At 67.9% G+C, this 15014-nt stretch carries 15 protein-coding genes and 1 tRNA gene; 5 read left to right on the forward strand and 11 right to left on the reverse strand.

The window, feature by feature from the left end; translation table 11 throughout:
• Positions 1-130 precede the first annotated feature (130 nt).
• The 3 genes from K1T34_RS51535 to polA all read right to left on the reverse strand — a co-directional run bounded on the left by K1T34_RS51535 (position 131) and on the right by polA (position 4178).
• A complete protein-coding gene (locus K1T34_RS51535; protein WP_220242042.1) occupies positions 131-628 on the reverse strand; it encodes a MarR family winged helix-turn-helix transcriptional regulator in 498 nt (165 codons plus the stop codon).
• Between the two features lie 58 nt (positions 629-686).
• Positions 687-1241, reverse strand: a complete 555-nt coding sequence (locus tag K1T34_RS51540) for an EF-hand domain-containing protein (RefSeq protein ID WP_220242043.1) — start codon at positions 1239-1241, stop codon at positions 687-689.
• A 195-nt stretch (positions 1242-1436) separates the two neighbouring features.
• Complete coding sequence (gene polA, locus K1T34_RS51545; RefSeq protein ID WP_220242044.1) at positions 1437-4178, reverse strand: DNA polymerase I; 2742 nt, start codon at positions 4176-4178, stop codon at positions 1437-1439.
• Between the two features lie 62 nt (positions 4179-4240).
• Between polA and K1T34_RS51550 the strand changes: the two genes are divergently transcribed.
• The gene (locus K1T34_RS51550) at positions 4241-4681 is read left to right on the forward strand and encodes a PaaI family thioesterase (RefSeq protein WP_220242045.1); all 441 of its coding nucleotides are present in this window, start codon (positions 4241-4243) and stop codon (positions 4679-4681) included.
• 69 nt (positions 4682-4750) lie between these two features.
• Here the strand turns inward: K1T34_RS51550 and K1T34_RS51555 are convergent, their stop codons facing one another.
• The 6 genes from K1T34_RS51555 to K1T34_RS51580 form a co-directional block, all read right to left on the reverse strand.
• A complete protein-coding gene (locus tag K1T34_RS51555; RefSeq protein ID WP_220242046.1) occupies positions 4751-5464 on the reverse strand; it encodes an ABC transporter ATP-binding protein in 714 nt (237 codons plus the stop codon).
• Positions 5451-6374 carry an ABC transporter ATP-binding protein gene (locus tag K1T34_RS51560; protein ID WP_220242047.1) on the reverse strand — a complete coding sequence of 308 codons (924 nt, stop codon included), beginning with the start codon at positions 6372-6374 and terminating at the stop codon, positions 5451-5453. The genes K1T34_RS51555 and K1T34_RS51560 overlap by 14 nt, the downstream gene beginning before the upstream one ends.
• On the reverse strand, positions 6371-7516 hold the full coding sequence (locus tag K1T34_RS51565; RefSeq protein ID WP_220242048.1) for a branched-chain amino acid ABC transporter permease: 1146 nt from the start codon (positions 7514-7516) through the stop codon (positions 6371-6373). The genes K1T34_RS51560 and K1T34_RS51565 overlap by 4 nt, the downstream gene beginning before the upstream one ends.
• Positions 7513-8523 carry a branched-chain amino acid ABC transporter permease gene (locus K1T34_RS51570; protein ID WP_220247858.1) on the reverse strand — a complete coding sequence of 337 codons (1011 nt, stop codon included), beginning with the start codon at positions 8521-8523 and terminating at the stop codon, positions 7513-7515. Before K1T34_RS51570 ends, K1T34_RS51565 begins: the two co-directional genes overlap by 4 nt.
• Before the next feature lie 93 nt (positions 8524-8616).
• Positions 8617-9795: a branched-chain amino acid ABC transporter substrate-binding protein gene (locus K1T34_RS51575; RefSeq protein ID WP_220247859.1), complete on the reverse strand. Its 1179-nt coding sequence runs from the start codon at positions 9793-9795 to the stop codon at positions 8617-8619.
• Positions 9796-10244: 449 nt separating this feature from the next.
• Positions 10245-10856 carry an ANTAR domain-containing response regulator gene (locus tag K1T34_RS51580; protein ID WP_220242049.1) on the reverse strand — a complete coding sequence of 204 codons (612 nt, stop codon included), beginning with the start codon at positions 10854-10856 and terminating at the stop codon, positions 10245-10247.
• A gap of 171 nt (positions 10857-11027) precedes the next feature.
• On the opposite strand from K1T34_RS51580, the gene K1T34_RS51585 reads away from it, so the two are divergent.
• Both K1T34_RS51585 and K1T34_RS51590 read left to right on the forward strand, forming a co-directional pair.
• A tRNA-Leu gene (locus K1T34_RS51585) sits at positions 11028-11101 on the forward strand.
• Between the two features lie 253 nt (positions 11102-11354).
• Complete coding sequence (locus tag K1T34_RS51590) at positions 11355-11822, forward strand: GNAT family N-acetyltransferase (RefSeq protein WP_220242050.1); 468 nt, start codon at positions 11355-11357, stop codon at positions 11820-11822.
• Between the two features lie 188 nt (positions 11823-12010).
• Here K1T34_RS51590 and K1T34_RS51595 read toward each other — a convergent pair whose 3' ends face one another.
• Positions 12011-12163, reverse strand: coding sequence for a hypothetical protein (locus K1T34_RS51595; RefSeq protein ID WP_220242051.1), 153 nt, complete (start codon positions 12161-12163; stop codon positions 12011-12013).
• Between the two features lie 550 nt (positions 12164-12713).
• A complete protein-coding gene (locus tag K1T34_RS51600) occupies positions 12714-13751 on the reverse strand; it encodes a YafY family protein (protein ID WP_220242052.1) in 1038 nt (345 codons plus the stop codon).
• 50 nt (positions 13752-13801) lie between these two features.
• Between K1T34_RS51600 and K1T34_RS51605 the strand changes: the two genes are divergently transcribed.
• Both K1T34_RS51605 and K1T34_RS51610 read left to right on the forward strand, forming a co-directional pair.
• Entirely contained in the window at positions 13802-14281 is a 480-nt protein-coding gene (locus K1T34_RS51605) for a hypothetical protein (RefSeq protein ID WP_220242053.1), read from the forward strand.
• Entirely contained in the window at positions 14278-15003 is a 726-nt protein-coding gene (locus K1T34_RS51610) for an NIPSNAP family protein (RefSeq protein WP_220242054.1), read from the forward strand. The genes K1T34_RS51605 and K1T34_RS51610 overlap by 4 nt, the downstream gene beginning before the upstream one ends.
• Positions 15004-15014: the final 11 nt, after the last annotated feature.

A 15014-nucleotide genomic window follows, 5' to 3' on the forward strand; every position in this document is an offset into this window, starting at 1 on the left:
CGCACGCCGGCGCCATTTGAGCTTGATCTCGAGCTGCATTTCCACGCCGGTCTTAGCGAGCCCGTCGTCCAAGCCCGGCGAACCCGATGCGGCCCGCTGCGGGAAAGCGGACCACCCCGGACCAGCGCACTCACCCGTTCGGCGCCGTCGGCAACACTTCCTCCGCCGTCAGTGGTCCGGACCTTCCCCGGCCTTCGGCGACGGACCGGAGCTCGCGGGCGAGGCGTTCCGCGGCGGGGCCGAAGAAAGCGCTGTCGAACGCGGTTGCGATGGCCGCGGCGTCGGCTGCCAGGTCGCGGCCCGAGCGGGTGAGGGAGACGCGGACGGCGCGGGCGTCGCGTTCGTGGGCGGTGCGGGTGAGCAGGCCGCGGACTTCCAGCGCCCGCAGGACTTTCGACGTCATCATGCGGTCGGCACCGGCGTGTTCGGCGACCTCCTGCTGGGTGGCCGGGCCGGCGGTGCGCTCGAGGCGGGCGGCCACGGACAGCAGGAGGAACTGCGTGGGCGTGAGGCCCAGCGGGCGCAGGCGGACGTCGAGCGCGGCGCGCCAGGCCAGGGCCGCCTGGTGGAGCCAGAAGCCGGCACCGGAAGCGGCGCCGTTCTCCGTGAGATCGGAGATCTCGTACATCACGTCTCCCCGTCCGCGTGCCGCGGCCGCCGGATGTGCGGCCGCGGCGCGCGGGTCGTCAGCGGACGCCCACGGGCAGGTCGAACCGGCCGAACACCCAGGTGCCCGGGGCGTCGGCGTTGTCGCCGGCCCAGAACTCCAGCCAGTGCTCGGTGAACTCGTCGGCCGTGAGGTAGCCGTCGCCGTTGAGGTCCAGCACCGGGAAGACCGTGTCGGTGTCGGTGGCCGTGCCGTTCCAGGTCTCGATGAGCCGGCGGTACTCCTCGCGCGAGATGCGCTCGTCGCCGTTCTCGTCGATGGCCTCGAACATCGCGGCCGCCGTGCCGCTCACCGAGTCGGGCATGTCCCCCAACTGGTCCACCACGAGCAGGACCTCGTCGAGCGTCACCTTCTCGTCGCGGTCGATGTCGGACGCGGCAAGCAGCGTGGTCCACCAGCCCATCATGATCTCGCTCAGGCGCGCCGCCTGGGGCGAGCCGGGAGCGAGGCCGCGCGCCTTCGTCCAACGGTCGGTGAGCGCCTGGAAGTCGGCCTCGGTGAGGAATCCGTCGCCGTCGACGTCCATCGCCCCGAACACCGTGGAGATCTTGCGTCTCTGCAGTTCACTCGCCATCGTTCGCCGTCCTTTCTCCGATCCCCCTTGGCCGGGGACCCCGTGGGCGAAGCTCAGCGTTGTCGCGACTCAAGATCACCTGCACCGGCACCCGGGTTCTCCCCCTGCCCGACCCGGTGATTTCGTTAGTGACGCGAAGTAACCGAAAAGGCTCCTTCCCCGCGGGGAAGGAGCCTTTCTGGTCCGTTCGGAGTTCTAGTGCGCCGCTTCGTTCCACGAACGGCCGTAGCCCACCGAAACCTCCAGCGGCACGGCCAGGTGGGAGGCCGACCCCATGCCCTCGCGCACGAGCTTTTCGACTTCGGCGCGCTCGCCCTCGGCGACCTCCAGCACGAGCTCGTCGTGCACCTGCAACAGCACGCGGCTGCGCAGCTTCGCCTTGACCAGCTCGCGGTGCACGTTGAGCATCGCGACCTTGATGATGTCGGCCGCGCTGCCCTGGATCGGCGCGTTGAGCGCCATGCGCTCAGCCATCTCGCGGCGCTGGCGGTTGTCGCTCGTGAGGTCGGGCAGGTAGCGGCGGCGCCCGAAGATCGTCTCGGTGTAGCCGGTCTTCCCGGCTTCGCCGACCACGGACTGCAGGTAGTCGCGCACGCCGCCGAAGCGGTTGAAGTACGCCTCCATCTGCGACTTCGCGTCCTCGGTCGAAATGCGCAGCTGCTGCGAAAGCCCGTAAGCCGACAACCCGTAGGCCAGACCGTAGGACATCGCCTTGACGCGGTAGCGCTGCTCCGCCGTGATCTCCTCGGCGGGCACGGAGAACGCGCGCGACGCGACGAACGTGTGCAGGTCCTCGCCGCTGTTGAAGGCCTCGATCAGGCCCTCGTCCTTCGACAGGTGCGCCATGATCCGCATCTCGATCTGGCTGTAGTCGGCGGTCATCAGCTCGACGTAACCCTCGCCGACCACGAACGCGTCGCGGATGCGCCGGCCTTCTTCCGTGCGCACCGGGATGTTCTGCAGGTTCGGGTCGACCGACGACAGCCGCCCGGTCGCGGCGATGGTCTGCTGCAGCGTGGTGTGGATGCGCCCGTCGTCGGCGACCGACTTGATCAGACCCTCGACGGTGGTGCGCAGCCGCGTGGCGTCGCGGTGTTCCAGCATGTGCTGCAGGAACGGGTGCTCGGTCTTCTCGAACAGGCTCTGCAGCGCCTCGGCGTCGGTGGTGTAGCCGGTCTTGGTGCGCTTGGTCTTCGGCATGCCGAGCTCTTCGAACAGCACGACCTGCAGCTGCTTCGGCGAACCGAGGTTGATCTGCTTGCCGATCACCTTGTACGCCTCTTCGGCGGCCTGCGTGACACGGCTGAGGTAGTGGGCCTCCAGCTCGGTGAGCTGTTCCACGTCCACGGCGATGCCCGCGGCCTCCAGCTCGGTGATGACCTCGAGCAGCGGCAGCTCCAGCTCGGCGAGCAGCTTCGCCCCGCCGAGGTCTTCCAGCTCCTTGCCGAGCGCGCCGGCGAGCTCGAAGATCGCGCGGGCCTTCACCAGCTCGTCGGAGATCTCCTTCTGCTCCAAGCCTTCGGCGCCGCCGTCGAGCAACGACAGCTGGCCGTCGCCCTCGGCGGCCTCCGAGCGCAGCTCGCGGTGCAGGTAGCGCAGCGCCAGGTCGTCGAGCTCGAAAGTCCGCTGGCCGGGCCGCACGAGGTAGGCCGCGAGCGCGGTGTCGAGCACCAGCCCCGCGAGCGTCCAGCCGCGAGCGCGCACCGCGTGCAGCGCCACCTTGAGGTCGTGGCCGATCTTGCGGATCTTCTCGTCGGCCAGCCACGCGGCAAGCGCGATGTCGTCAGCCTCGTCCATCGCCGTGACGTCGACGTACGCGCCTTCGCCGTCGGCGCACGCGAACGCCAGCGCTCGCAGGTCGGAGCGGATCGACGTGCCCGTGGCACGGAACGCGAGCGCCACCGGCTCGCCCTCGCCGGCGTGCGCGGCGAGCCAGGCGCCGAGCGCGCCGGGCGCGAGCGCATCGCCCGAGACGTCGAAGCCCTCCTCGGCCTCCGGCTCGGTGCTGCTGAGCGTGGCGAAGAGCCGGTCGCGCAGCACGCGGAACTCCAGCTCGTCGAACAGGCGGTGCACCGCGTCGCGGTCCCACGGCCGCAGCTCCAGCTGGTCGGGCACCAGGTCGAGCTGCACGTCGCGCACCAGCTCGGTGAGCTGGCGGTTGAGGGTGACCGACGTCAGGTTCTCGCGCAGCGAGTCGCCGACCTTGCCCTTGACCTCGTCGACACGGTCGATCAGGTCGGCCAGCGTGCCGAACTGCCGGATCCACTTCGCCGCCGTCTTCTCCCCCACCCCGGGAATGCCCGGCAGGTTGTCCGACGGGTCGCCCCGCAGCGCCGCGAAGTCGGGGTACTGGGTCGGCGTGAGGCCGTACTTCTCCTCCACCGCGTCGGGCGTGAAGCGGACCAGGTCCGACACGCCGCGCTTCGGGTAGAGCACGGTGACGTGCTCGTTGACCAGCTGCAGCGCGTCGCGGTCGCCGGTACAGATCAGCACGTCGAAATTCTCCGCGCCGGCCTGCGTGGTGAGCGTCGCGATGATGTCGTCGGCCTCGAAGTTCTCCTTGACCAGCGACGGGATGCCCAGCACGTCGAGCACCTCCTTGACCAGGTCGACCTGGCCGCGGAACTCGTCGGGCGTGGTGCTGCGGTTGGCCTTGTAGTCGGCGAACGTCTCGGACCGGAAGGTCTTGCGCGAGAGGTCGAACGCCACCGCGAGGTGCGTGGGCTCCTCGTCGCGCAGCAGGTTGATGAGCATCGAGGTGAACCCGAACACCGCGTTGGTGACCTGGCCGGTCTTCGTCTTGAAGTTCTCAGCGGGCAACGCGAAGAAGGCGCGGTAGGCCATCGAATGACCGTCGATGAGCAGCAGGCGGGGCCGCTCGGCCGTGGTCGTGGCTGCTGTGGCGTTCGCTACGGTTCGGTTCTCACTCGGGCTCACGGGAGCGAGTCTAAGGTGAGGGTCCGACACTCTTACGTGTCGCATAGGTTGAGGAGCATTGCGTGACCGAGCAGGCCGGCGACTTGGCGCTGGAAACTCGCGCGGGGATCGACCCCGCCGCCGCCGACCAGCAGCTGAACGACAAGATCGGGCTGAAGATCCTCGAGGCCACGCCCGAGCGCGTGGTCGGCACGATCCCCGTCGAGGGCAACCTGCAGCCCTACGGCCTGCTGCACGGCGGAGCCAACGCCACCGTCGCCGAGGCGCTCGGCTCGTACGTCGCCGCGCTCAACGCGGGCACCGACCGCGCCGCGATGGGCCTCGAGCTGTCCTGCACTCACCACCGCGCCGTCCGCTCCGGCACGGTCACCGGCGTCGCCACCCCGCTGCACGTCGGGCGCGGCACGATCACCGCGGAGATCGTGCTCACCGACGACCAGGGCCGGCGCACCTGCACCGCCCGCCTCACCTGCGTCGTGCGCGACCGCCCGCCGGGCGCTTGACCCGCCCGCTGCCATGACAACGGCCCCTCACCCACCAGGGCGAGGGGCCGTCGCACAGGGCCTCCTACCTCACCCGACGCCGAGGTAGGCCTCCTTGATGCTGGTGTCGGCCAGCAGTTCCTTCCCGGTGCCGGACTTGGTGATGCGCCCGGTCTCCAGCACGTACGCGCGGTGCGCTCGCGAAAGGGCCTGCTGCGCGTTCTGCTCCACCAGCAGCACCGTGGTGCCCTGGCGGTTGATCTCCGTGATGATCCGGAAGATCTGCTGGATGAACTGCGGCGCGAGCCCCATCGACGGCTCGTCCAGCAGCAGCAGCCGCGGCTTCGCCATCAGGGCTCGCCCGATGGCCAGCATCTGCTGCTCGCCGCCGGACATCGTGCCGCCGACCTGGGTCTTGCGTTCCGCGAGCCGCGGGAACAGCTCGAAGACGCGGTCGAAGTCCGGCTGCAGGTTCTTCCGGTCCTTGCGCGCATACGCGCCCATGTCGAGGTTCTCGAGCACCGTCATGCCGGGGAAGATCCCCCGGCCTTCGGGCGACTGCGAGATCCCGCGGACCACGCGCAGGTCACCGCGCAGCCGCGAAATGTCCTCGCCGTCGAAGCGGATCGTGCCGCCCGAGATCGCCCGGATCCCGGAGATGGCCCGCATCGTGGTGGACTTGCCCGCGCCGTTGGCCCCGATCAGCGTGACGATCTCGCCCTCGTCGACCCTGATGGACAGGTCCGACACGGCCTGGATCCGGCCGTAGTGGACGGACACCTCGGACAGCTCAAGCAACGTCATCGTCGGGCACCCCCAGGTAGGCGGCGATCACGGCGGGGTTCGCCCGGATCTCGGCGGGCACCCCTTCCGCGATCTTCTTGCCGAACTCCAGCACCACGATCCGGTCGGTCACGCCCATGACCAGCTTCATGTCGTGTTCGATCAGCAGGACGGTGTAGCCGTCGTCGCGGATCGTCCGGATCAGCCCCATGAGCTCTTCCTTCTCCGTCGGGTTGAACCCGGCGGCCGGCTCGTCGAGGCACAGCAGTTTCGGCTCGGTCGCGAGCGCCCGCGCGATCTCCAGGCGCCGCTGGTAGCCGTACGGCAGGTTCTTCGCGCGGTCGGCCGCCCGGTCGGCGATGCCGACGAACTCCAGCAGCGCCATGCCCTTCTCGATCGCCTGCTTCTCCTCGCGGTGGTGGCGAGGCGTGCGGAGCAGGGCGCCGATGAGGCTGGTCTTGTGGCGGGCGTCGGTGCCGACCACCACGTTCTCCAGCGCCGTCATCTCGGAGAAGAGCCGGATGTTCTGGAACGTGCGCGCGATGCCGAGCTGCGTGATGGCGTGGCGCGAGGCCTTGCCGAGCGGCTTGTCCTCCAGCAGCACCTGGCCTGAGGTCGGCCGGTACACACCGGTCATCGCGTTGAAGCACGTGGTCTTGCCCGCGCCGTTGGGCCCGATCAGGCCCAGGATCTCGCCGCGGCGGATGTCGAACGACACCGCGTCGAGCGCCACGAGACCGCCGAACCGCACGGTGACGTCGTCGACCTTCAGCAGCGTCTGCCCGACCGCGACGTCGATCTCACGGTCCGCTGCGACGACCTCGGCGACCTCCGCCTCGTGCTCGGCGAGCTGCTCCGCGTTCATCTGGGCGACCTCCGCCACGAGGCCGCCCTCGGCCGGGACTTCCGGGCCGTTGCCAGGGCCGGTCATGCCTTCTCTCCCGGGGTCTCGGGGGCCAGTGAGCCGTCACTCGAGATCTGCTCGCCGCGACCGAGCAGCCGCTGGTACGCCTGCCTGCCGTACGTGAGCAGCCGCTGCCGCGCACCGAGCAGGCCCTGCGGGCGAAAGATCATCAGGATGATCAGCGCGAGGCCGAAGATCAGGTACTTGTACTCGGCGATCGCCTGGAACCGCAGCGGCACGTACGCCACCACGATGGCACCCAGCAGCACGCCGACCTTGTTGCCCGCCCCACCGAGGATCACCGCGGCGAGGAACAACATCGACGTGACGACGTCGAACTTCTGGTTGTTCACGAAGCCCAGCTGCCCGGCGTAGAGCGCGCCGGACAGGCCACCGACGGCCGCGCCGGAGACGAACGCGAAGATCTTGAACTTGTACGTCGGCAGGCCCATGATCTCGGCCGCGTCCTCGTCGTCCCGGATCGCGACCCACGCGCGGCCGACCCGGCTGCGCTCGAGGTTCCCGACCAGGAACAGCACGATGATGATGACCGTGACGCACAGCCAGTACCACGGCGTGCCGTCGGAGTTGTTGAACAACGCGCTGCCGTCGGCGTTGGTGCCCGGTGGGTGCCCCACCGCCTGGAACCCGCTGTTGCCGCGCAACGGGTCGACGTTGTCCGCCAGCAGGCGCACGATTTCGCCGAACCCGAGCGTCACGATGGCGAGATAGTCCCCGCGTAATCGCAGCGTCGGTGTCCCGAGGATCACGCCGAAGATCATCGTGACCACCATGGCGATCGGGAGCACGATGAGGAACGGCAGCTTGTGCAACGTCGAGTCGGGGCTCGTGAACAGCGCCATCACGTACGCGCCGACCGCGAAGAAGCCCACGTACCCGAGGTCGAGCAGGCCGGCCTGGCCCACCACGATGTTGAGCCCGATGGCGACCAGCGCGTAGCGGGACACCTCGAACATCGCGATCGGGAAGTTGTACCCCGGCTGCGTGGAGAGGATCGGCGGGTTCAGCACGGGCAGCAGGTAGATCAGCACCACCAGCGGCACGAGCACGAGCCACTGCTGCACGCGCGGCAGGTTGTTCCACCACTCCGAGATGGGCCGCCTGCGCTTGGCCGCGGCAGGCGCGGTAGGCGTCGAGGTCACTGTCATACCCGTGCCTTTCCGAGCGACTCGCCGAGGATACCGGTCGGGCGAACCATCAGGACCAGCACGAGGAGCACGAAGGCGACGACGTCACGCCAGCCTCCGCCGAAGAGCGACTGGCCGTAGTTCTCGGCGACCCCGAGCAGCAGACCGCCGAGCAGCGCGCCACGCAGGTTGCCGATACCGCCCAGCACCGCGGCGGTGAACGCCTTGATGCCGAGGATGAACCCGCCCTGGTAGGACGCGCCCTGCGGCACCTTCATCATGTAGAACAGGGCCGCCGCACCGGCCAGCAGGCCACCGATGAGGAACGTGAGCGTGATGACGCGCTCCTTGTTCACACCCATCAGCGTCGCGGTGTCCGGGTCCTGCGCCACGGCGCGGATGCCGCGGCCGAACTTGGTGCGGTTCACGAACATGTTGGTGGCGAGCATCAGCACGACCGACGCGATGATCGTGATGATCGTGACGTTGGTGACGTCGGCGCCGAAGAGCTTGAACACCGGTTCGTTGCGCATCAGGCGGATGCCCTGCTCGGCGTTGCCGCCGCGCCAGATGAAGAGGATCTGCTGCAGGACGAAGGAAGCGCCGATCGCGGTGATCAGGAAGACCAGCTTCGGCGCGCCGCGTTTCCTCAGTGGACGGTAGGCCACGCGTTCGAGGAGCACCGCCGTACCGCCGGACACGGCCATCGCCGCGAGCAAGGCGAGGAGCAAGAACCCGATCAGCTCGAAGACCGGCAGCTCAGGCGTGTCGCCGGGCCGGAAACCGAGGCCGAACAAGGTGAACCACACCGCGTAGGCGCCGTAGATGAACACCTCGGAGTGGGCGAAGTTGATCAGCTTCAGGACGCCGTAGACGAGGGTGTAGCCCAGCGCCACGAGCGCGTAGATGCTGCCGTAGGCAAGACCGTCGATCGTGTTGGCCCAGAACTGGTCAAGGAAGCCTTTCACGTCGAAGGTGATCCAGCTGTCGCCCTGCGCGAGGACGAGCGAGCTCAGGTCATGGGTCATCGACACACTAGTTCTCCATGTGGGTCCGGGGTGCGGGTCCGGCGGGATCGAGCCGCCGGACACGCACCCCGGTAACTGGAACGGAAGCCGGAACTACTTGATCTCGGTGTTGCGGACGATCTTCCCGTTCTCGACCTTGTAGGTCCACACGGTGGTCGACGACAGCTCACCCTTGTCGTTCCACTTGAAGTGCTTCGTGATGCCCTGGCCGTCGTAGGTCTTGACGAAGTCGAGCAGCGCAGGACGCGTGGTCTTGCCCGAGTCGATGCCCTTCAGCAGGATCGTCGCGAGGTCGTAGGCCTCGGGCGAGTACGTGCCCGGGTCCTTGCCTGTGGCGGCCTTGTACGCGTCGGTGAACTTGGTGAACTGGTCCGCCGGCACACACGGGCAGGTGAAGTACGCGTTGGCAGCGGCTTCGCCGGCGCCCTTCACGAACTCGTCGTCCTTCACGCCGTCCGGGCCCACGAACTTCGCGGTGACGCCGGCGTCATTCAGCTGCTGCGCGAACGGAGCGGCTTCCTGGTAGTAGCCGGAGTAGAAGACCGCGTCGGGCGCGTTGGCCTTGATCTTGTTGACCACGGCCGAGAAGTCGGTCTGCTTCGTCTTGACCTTGTCCTGGCACGACAGTGCCGGGCCGAGGGCCTTGATCGTCGAGGCGGCGAGGCCGGTGCCGTAGTCGGAGTCGTCCTCGATGACGCAGACCTTCTTGGCTGCGAGGTCACCGGTCATGAACTTCGCGGCGGCGGGGCCCTGCGTGTTGTCGTTGCCGAGACCGCGGAAGAAGGTCTTCCAGCCGTTCTCGCTCAGCGTCGGGTTCGTGGCCGACGGGGTGACCGTGACGAGACCGGCGGTGTTGAAGATGTTGCCGGCCGCCTTGGACTCACCCGAGAAGGGGAGGCCCACCACGCCGATGATCCCCGGCGTGTTCACGATCTGGGTCACGATGCCGGGCGCCTTGTCGGGCGTGCCCTCCGTGTCGTACTGCTCCAGCTTGACCTGGCAGCCCGGGTTCGCCTTGTTGTGCTGGTCGACCGCGAGCTTGGCACCGTTCAGGATGTTGATGCCGAGGGCCGCGTTGGCGCCGTTGATGGTGCCGGCGTAGGCGATGGAGGTCGGCGAACACTGCGCCTTGCCGTCGCCCGCGGGGTCGGCGGCGTCCGCGGCGGCCGAAGGCGCTGCCGCCTGCGGGGCTCCGCTGTCGTTTCCGCCAGAACCGCTGTCGGTACGCGCCGCGCACGCGCTCAGGGAGATGGCCCCCGCAGCCGCCAGCACGATGATCTTCGTGAGTCGTGCTCTCTGCACTCTTCCTCCAAATGCCAACCAACCGTTCGAAGCGAACGGCTCGTCCCTATGTGGGAACTGACTGGCCGCTGAAAGTAGCCGCCCCGTGAGGTGTTGCACAGAGTTACCCACGGTCTTGTATCCACATCGTGACGGTCGTCACCGGCAGTAATGGACGTTATCCACCCGATTGTCGCAATATGACAACCGGGTGATGACACTGAGTACTCGGATGGCACCTCGATCGGAGCACTTGACGTGCGGCCAGATCGATGTTGGCAGTCTAGGGACTCCACTCGGCTGATGAAGGGGCGGCAAGCCATGATCAGACTCGAAGGTAGCAAACTTGCCCTCTTGCACCGCGCAGAGCGACGGAAGACCACACCAAAACGGGCGCGACCCCCTGGTCACGCCCGTTTTGCCACTCGGATGGGTGAGGCCTAGCCGATGCTCTCCACCACGGCCTCGGCGACCGCCTTCATCGTCGTGCGGCGGTCCATCGCGGTGCGCTGTATCCACCGGAACGCGTCCGGCTCCGTGAGGCCTTGACGGCTCATCAGCAGGCCCTTCGCGCGGTCGATGACCTTGCGGGTCTCGAGCCGGTCGGTGAGGCCCGCGACTTCCGCCTCCAGCGCCTGCAGCTCGGAGAAGCGGCTCACGGCCAGCTCGATGGCCGGCACGAGGTCACGCTTCGCGAACGGCTTGACCAGGTACGCCATCGTGCCCGCGTCGCGGGCCCGCTCGACGAGGTCGCGCTGGCTGAACGCGGTGAGGATGACGACCGGCGCGATGCGGTCGCTCGTGATCTTGGCGGCCGCCTCGATGCCGTCGAGTTTCGGCATCTTGACGTCGAGGATGACGAGGTCGGGCTTGAGGTCGGTGGCCAGGTTGATGGCTTCTTCACCATCGCCTGCCTCGCCGACCACCTCGTAGCCCTCCTCACGCAGCATCTCGACCAGGTCGAGCCTGATGAGCGCCTCGTCCTCGGCGACGAGCACCCGACGCTGCGGCACGGTGGCGGCACCGTTGGCCTCGGTAGCCTGTTCGGTCACCGGGGTCCTCCTGAAGGCTCGGCGGGACGGTTGACTCGCGGTGACCCGCGAAAGGTCAGCCTACCGGGAACGATCCAGTTCCCAAGATGGCGTTCACCACGAAGTGGCGGGCGCGACACCCCGCCCCGCCACACGCGCGTCACCGGTGATCGCGTAAAGTTCGTCGCGCTCGCCCCCGTAGCCCAACTGGCAGAGGCAACGGATTCAAAACCCGTCCAGTGAGAGTTCGAATCTCTCCGGGGGCACCCCTTTCCACCAGCACAAACCGGCCCCTGACCAGGCGCAACTCGGTCGGGGGCCGATCTTGTGTCAACCAGTGGCGCGCGACGGCGACCGGCCGGCCCCTCGACGGCGTCACGGCCACGCTGGTCATCACCATCGGCTCGGCCGTGCTCGGCGCCGGCGTGAAGACCAACGACCCCGACCTACGTTCACCCCTCTCGCATGGGGACTGGCGGATGGCAAGACTGGCGGACCCCGGACCGCGATAATGGCCAGGTGACCGCACACGTCGAACTGCGTGAAATCACCGACGACAACCGCGACGAGGTATGCGCCGTGCGTGTCCGGCCGGACCAGAAGAAGTTCGTCGCATCGGTGAAGAAGTCACTGAAGGAGGCACGCAAGAAACCACAGCTGTCGCCCTGGTATCGCGCTGTGTACGCGGACGACGTGCCCGTCGGTTTCGTCATGCTGAACTGGGCGGTGTCCCCAGGCACGCGCGGCGTGGCCGGCTCGTACGTCTTGTGGCGACTGCTCGTCGGAGCGCAGTTCCAACGCCGCGGCTACGGGCGCGCCGCGCTGGCCAAAGTCATCGAACTGGTCAGGGCGGACGGTGGCACCGAACTATTCACCAGTTACCAACCAGGAAAGGGCGAACCATGGCCGTTCTACCGGGGCTTCGGCTTCCAGCCGACCGGTGAGATCGACGACGGCGAGATCGTCCTGCGGTGCGCGCTGACCTGATCGGCCAACCGCGACGACCGAAGGGGCGGTCCGTGGTCCGTTACTGGCGGTGGAAGACGGCCCTACAATCCGCCACCGCGGCCTAAGGACCGTCTCGTCGAGCAGATCGAACGCCAAAGTGAACGGGTTCGCGGAATCTGGTGTGCGCTGACACGGGAACCCGTCGCTCGGTCGGCGTCCAAGACCGGTTACTCGGGACGATCGTCGACGACGCGTTCCGTGAGCCAGGCAGTGACTAGCTCTGCGGTGACGGCGTCGAGGTACACGGTGTGCACGTACTCGCCGCGGCGGACCCGGATGACCTGCCGGGTGAGCTCGAGGTCGTCCAGCCACCGGCGCAAACCGGCCCCGCGACCAGCGAAAACTGGCGTGGGGCCCTTCTCGTTCTGTCCGGCTGTGTCCGAGCAGAACCGGCGACCTCGACCGCTACCCAGTGCCCAGCCCACTCGGCGCATTGCGCGGCGGGCGCCGTGCTTGAAGGATCGATGTCAGCGAGGGCGGCGAAGGCACGACGCGGACCTCTCCCCTGCCAGGCTGCTTGAGCTGTCAAGGACGGGATGCGGCGGAACAGCCGCCGGAACACTTCTGTCGGCTCTACTCGGGCCAGGTTCTGGCCGAGGCACTGGTGCACGCCGAAGCCGAACGCCGGGTGACCCGGGCCGCCGGTCCGCCGGTCCGCCTCCGGGTCAAGTCGGCCCCACAGGTCTTCACCGTTTACGGCCAGCCGCCCGGGTGACCATGTGAACGGCCAATTCGGGTTTGGTCTTACCGATTTCCCTTGCCCCGCATGGAATACACTAGCAGTTGATCATTTTTCAATACAGTCAAAAAATACAACCATACGCAGCGATCTTCCCGGCGCGCCACTGGTCGTGCGTCAACCTTCGGACGTCATGCGAACCTATGGTGAAGCGGATAGCGTGGGCCAGAACCGTTTGCGTACTGTTTCAGCACGGCCTTGGCCAAGGCGACGAGCGCGGTGCGAAGCTCAGGTGGTGACACCACCTCGATATCGCTGCCATACCCGATCAGCTGTACCGCGCCTTTCGCTGCCGATTCGATCGGCAGTTCCGCCAGTACCCAGCCCTGCTCGTCGCGAGAGCCGTGGCGGAGGGCGTCGGCGAGGCTGCTGTCGCTGAGGTCCGGCAGTTGTGCGACGAGTTCGGGAGCGACCCGGATGTGCGCTGTCGCGGTGAGGCGCCGGCGATCGAAGTCGGTCAGGTGGTGCTGCCAGAACTCGGCGAGGTCGAATGGGGTGACCCGCTCGAATGTCACGTCCTCGGTGCGGAGTTCCAGGATGTTGCTCACCCGGTAGGTCCGCAGTGGTGACGTGGTGCCGCGGGTGCGGTCGGCGGCGACGAGGTACCAGACGCCGTTCTTGACGACGAGGCCGTGCGGATCGAGGGTCCGGCGCACTTCGCGTGGTTCGGCCCAGCGCCAGTAGCTCACGTGCACCCGCCGGTTCGTCAGCAGCGCGTCGGCGAGCGCGGGCAGAGCCGCGGGGGTGGTCGCGTAGCTGTACCAGGCGGGCAGGTCGAGCAGAAAGCGATCGCGTAGCCGGTTCGCTCGCTCTTCGTGACGGGGTCCGAGGGCGGCGAGCAGCTTCGCCTCGGCCGAGCGGGCCTGTTCGGTCAGTCCGAGTGAGGCCGCCGGCGCCGGGAGTCCGATGAGGAACAGTGCCAGAGATTCCTGCGAGGTCAGGCCGGTGAGCGTGGTGCGGTACCCATCCACCAGCCGGTAGCCGCCGCCGCGACCGTTCTCGGCGTAGAGGGGGACGCCCATCTGGGACAGCACCTCAACGTCGCGGTACACGGTGCGCATCGAGACGCCGAGGTGGGCGGCGAGTTCGCGGGCGGTGGCGGTGCGGCGCGCCTGCAACAGCAGCAGGATCGAGAGCAGGCGCCCGGAACGGACGCCGGACTGGTTCATCGAACTAAAGCTGCCATACGGTGTCAGCGTTGGCCAGCAGACTTGCTCGCATGACGCAGACAGAGCGGCGCCCCGCCTACGACTTCGACTTCTTCACCGGAACCTGGCAGGTGCGGCACCGGCGGCTGAGCTCACCGCTCGACAGCACTTCGGACTGGATCGAATTCGAGGGCATCACGAACGCGCACACCCATCACGGTGGAGCGATCCACGTCGACGAGGTGTCCCTCGCCGAGCCAGGCCACTACGGCTTCACCATCCGCACGTACGACCAGGAGCGGAAGGACTGGACGATCCACTGGGTGAACAACCGGGTCGGACGGCTCGAGCCACCGGTGCGAGGGCGGTTCACCGACGGCGTCGGGACGTTCTACGGCACCGACGAGGTGGACGGCCGGCCGGTGCGAGTGCGGTTCGTGTGGTCCGAGATCTCGGACACGACCGCGCGTTGGCGGCAGGCTTTCAGCGTCGACGGCGGCACGACGTGGGTGGACAACTGGGAGATGCGCTTCACCCGGGAAGCCAAGTGACGGGCATCCCGCGCTCCGAAGTGGTCGACCTGCGGCAGTACACGCTCCGGCCCGGTCGCCGCGACACCTTGATCGATCTGTTCGACAGCTATTTCGTCGACGGCCAGGAAGACGTCGGCATCCACGTCGTCGGACAGTTCCGCGATCTCGACGACCCGGACCGGTTCGTGTGGTTGCGCGGCTTCGACTCGATGGCCGCCCGCGGTGCGAGCCTGCCGGCCTTCTACGGCGGGCCGGTGTGGCAGGCGCATCGGGACCGGGCGAACGCCACCATGGTCGACTCGGACAACGCGTTGCTGCTGAACCCGCTTCGGCTGGCCGACGGGTATCCGCGGTTCGGTACAGCTCGCGATTCCGCCACACAGCCACGCTCGGTGGTCGGCGTTACCGTCGTCCATCGCGGCCGGCCGATCGATGAACCGTTCCGCGCGTTCGTCCTCGACTCTGTCCTCCCCGAACTCGTGGCGGCCGGCGGCGTGCCCATCGCGGTGTTCGTCACCGATCCGTCCGTCAACAACTTCCCGGCGCTGCCCCTGCGAGAGGAGAACGTCGTCGTGTGGATCAACTGCTTCGACGATGATGCGGCCTACCGCGCCCACCACACCCGCCTCGCCGCGTCGGCCGGATGGTGTGAGCACGTGCTGCCAGTTCTCGAGCACAGCGCCGGGTTGCCCATGCAACAGCTGCGGTTACGTCCCACGGCAGGGTCACATCTGCGCTGACCCTTGGCGAA

The sequence above is a fragment of the Amycolatopsis sp. DSM 110486 genome (genome assembly GCF_019468465.1).
Lineage (GTDB): Bacteria > Actinomycetota > Actinomycetes > Mycobacteriales > Pseudonocardiaceae > Amycolatopsis.